The 3,145-nt window shown below is 62.8% G+C and carries 2 protein-coding genes; one reads left to right on the top strand and one right to left on the bottom strand.

Annotated features, from left to right (window positions below; genetic code table 11):
• Positions 1-846 precede the first annotated feature (846 nt).
• Positions 847-2,058: a YbfB/YjiJ family MFS transporter gene (locus IQ216_RS12865; protein WP_193815787.1), complete on the bottom strand. Its 1,212-nt coding sequence runs from the start codon at positions 2,056-2,058 to the stop codon at positions 847-849.
• Between the two features lie 85 nt (positions 2,059-2,143).
• On the opposite strand from IQ216_RS12865, the gene IQ216_RS12860 reads away from it, so the two are divergent.
• On the top strand, positions 2,144-3,145 hold a 1,002-nt coding region (locus IQ216_RS12860; protein WP_370566748.1), incomplete at its 3' end, for a GMC family oxidoreductase N-terminal domain-containing protein.

Genomic DNA, 3,145 nt, shown 5'->3' with positions numbered 1-3,145 from the left:
TCGCGCCTCGTGCGCTTCTTGGCCGTGGTCTGCTCGTAATCACCGAATCCGAGCTGCTTGCTGCCCATGAACCCAGTCCGCGCCTGCGATTACAGGGATATTTTCGCGCGGATGGCTCGGGTTTTCCAGAGCCTCCCTAACGCCTCAATAACCGGCGTAGCTTTGCTGGGTCCGGCGCCGTAGGCGCGTAGCTAACTGATTTGTTGGCTGTTACCCTTATTAACGTAGAGTAAAACTCAACGACATTACCTTCACTGTCTTCGATTTGGAACACAAGGCAAGTGCTTACGGCGGTTACAGGCATTACAATCTTAGCGAACTCTCCGATTCTTTTGACCTCCATATTGGCGTCATCAACATGAAGACTTAGAGCGCAATTGTTCCCGTAGCCGAGTTTCTCGCCCAAACTTGATGCGTCAAATAGCCCAAACATAAACCCATTCAAATTGAAGAATGCGAACGAATCATTCTTCATTTCAGGATCGAATTCAATACCTTCTTCCAAAGATCTTCCGCGCGCTTACGATCTTTCACGGATATGTATGCCGAATCTACTTTCATTGTTCGTCTCTCTTACGGCTAACGACACAGCTCACCCCTGCCCGGCCCAGCCTGTCAGCTACACGTCACGGACACCTACATGCGGGCCGGGTCAGGTGCAACGCCTGGTTCGGCATAGTGACACTCACCCACCACAACGTTGACCGGCCCATCWAACGACGCACCTTCAATCTGACCCACAAACGCTGATCACGGTATTCGTTTGCAGCCTAGTGAGAAAGTGATTGTGTGTCACCTTTGGTGCATCCATTTGTTAAGCCCACACTCCGATACCACAACCCACTCTCAGTCTGCCTGCATCTGCCTGAGCTCTATCACCACATGCAGGGCCATGAATGCGGTTCCGAGCAGCAGCACGTTGTCCAGGTGATCCGTGGCCAACTGGGCGCAACCGAATGAAAACAGCATGAAGCCGATGCCCAGCAGCGCGGTGAGCCAGGCCCACGTCGCTCTGTGCTGGGCCTCTGGCACCAGCTCCTGAAGACGGTCGAAGGTGAGCGTCACCATGATCCAGATCCAGGCGCCGGTGAGAAAGGTTGCCGCCGCCACCACGGGCAGGGAGCGCCCCAGCAAGAACAGGACGCTGCCGCCCAGGCCGACCCAGGAGCCGAGAGCGAGCAGGGACCGGGTGGGCCAGGACCTGGGAACACTGGCTGCCAGAAGGGCACCCGTGGCACAGCCGACCCCGAGCAGTGACAGCGAATCACTGCTCAACCCCGGGGACACACCGAAGCGATGGCTCACGACCAGGGGCTCGTAGAGCACGACGGGAACCTGGCTGGCCCCCATCAGGAGGTAGCCCAGGGAGAGGAAGCGGAGCGCGGGACTTGCCCAGACGGACTCTGCTGAGATCAGGTCACCCCGAAGACCGGCCGCCTCGCTGCTGCGGCGGCTGGGCGGCGAGGCAGCCGCGCCGGCTGAGCGCCGCAGCAGCCAGCCGACGGGGATTGCCAGCAGCGAGGCCAGCGCTGCCAGCACCACCCAGGCCATGGACGCGGAACGCGGTGCCAGCGATCCGATCGCCACCGCCCCCACCACGGTGCCCAGACCGGCACCGACCATCACGAGGGCCGTGCCGCGACGGCGCCGATGCCCGCTCAGACCGTGGAGGGCCAGGCCGGGGACCCCCGCCATCAGGCTTCCCGAAGCCCAGCCCGCCAGCACTCGCCAGAGTCCCTGCCACCAGCTGCCGAGGCCCAGAGCTTCGAGCCACAGAGAGGCCACTGTCACCGCCAGGGACAGCGCCATCACGCGCCTGAATGCCGCGGAGCTGCGGATCCTCGTGTGGTGGAGGCATCCCAGCACGTACCCGGCAAGGTTGAGTCCCGCCAGGCGGCCGATGGCCTGCGGGTCCACCCAACCGGATTCCAGCATCTGGCGACCAAGCGCCGCGAAGTCGAAGCGCACCACCCCCAGACTCAGGGCGATGGCACAGGCTCCCGCGAAGATCCTCAGCCTGCTGCCCTGGGGCCAGACAACCGCTTGAGCATCGGCCATCCAGTTCACATCCAGGAACGGCAATGATCTTTTCACACCAATTTTCAGACCCCGCCTGACGCGATACCTTCAGAAAAGTCGTCGGATGGCCATGGCCCCGTGGGATGACATCGTCATCGGCAATGGGCTGACGGGTGCCTGCGTGGCCCGCGTCCTCGCCGAGGCCGGCCGCCGTGTGCTGATCATCGAGCGGGGTCGGGCGGTGAGCGACCCTCCCGGCTCCCATCTGCGCAACCGGGCCGAGTTCCGCAACGACCCTGACGGGTGGTTCCCGGCCGTCGATCACTACGTGAGCTATCTCGACTCGGCAGCCCCCGCCGCTGCCCTGCCGGGGGCCTACATCAGCTCGATCGTGGGTGGCAGCGGCATCCTCTGGACCAACAACTGCCCCAGGGCCGCCGCCGGCCTGGACCGGCCGGAGCAGCTGTCGGAAGAGGAATGGGACCAGGCCTACCGCCAGGTGGAGGGTTTCCTGGATGTCCGCCAGGACGCGTTCGCCGACAGCGGCCGCGCCGCGTTGATCCGTGCAGCCCTGCAGCCCATCCTGAACGGGCAGGGTCGCTGTTTCAGCCCCCTGCCGCTCGCCGGGCGCAGGCTTGGTTCCCACACCATTCACTACAGCGCTCCCGCCGATGTGCTCGCCGCGGCATCCCGGCCGGTGACACGGCTGAGCGGCGCGGTGGATCGCCTCGAACTGGAAGGCCTTCAGGTCAGCGGAGTCTGGGTGGAGGGCACCCTTCACACCACGCCCCACGTGGTGCTGGCCACCGGGGCGCTGGATGCCCCACAACTGCTGTGGCGATCCGGGATCACCCATCCAGCGCTTGGACGCCATCTGTCCTTTCATCCGGTCCTGGCGACCCAGGTCGTCCTAGAGGAGGGCCCGATGGCCATCGCGGACAACGACCCCCTGCCCTGTCTCTTATACACATCTCCGAGCCCACGAGACTCTAAAAAAAAGACTCCGCTTGCGAACGCTCTGAATTCTTCATATTCCGGAAACGTGGGTTCCAGTTTTGAGAACTGGTATTCGAACCGAAGATTGGGTGAAAACACCAGTACCGTCACGGAGATCAGCACGCCGGCA

The sequence above is a fragment of the Cyanobium sp. LEGE 06143 genome, assembly GCF_015207535.1.
Lineage (GTDB): Bacteria > Cyanobacteriota > Cyanobacteriia > PCC-6307 > Cyanobiaceae > NIES-981.
The sequence above is the reverse complement of the archived record's forward strand: the minus strand, read 5'-3'. Positions and strand labels throughout refer to the sequence as shown.

Coding starts and splice junctions, on each gene's coding strand:
- IQ216_RS12865 (WP_193815787.1), bottom strand. CDS start 2,058: ATGGCCGATGCTCAAGCGGTTGTCTGGCCCCAGGGCAGCAGGCTGAGG.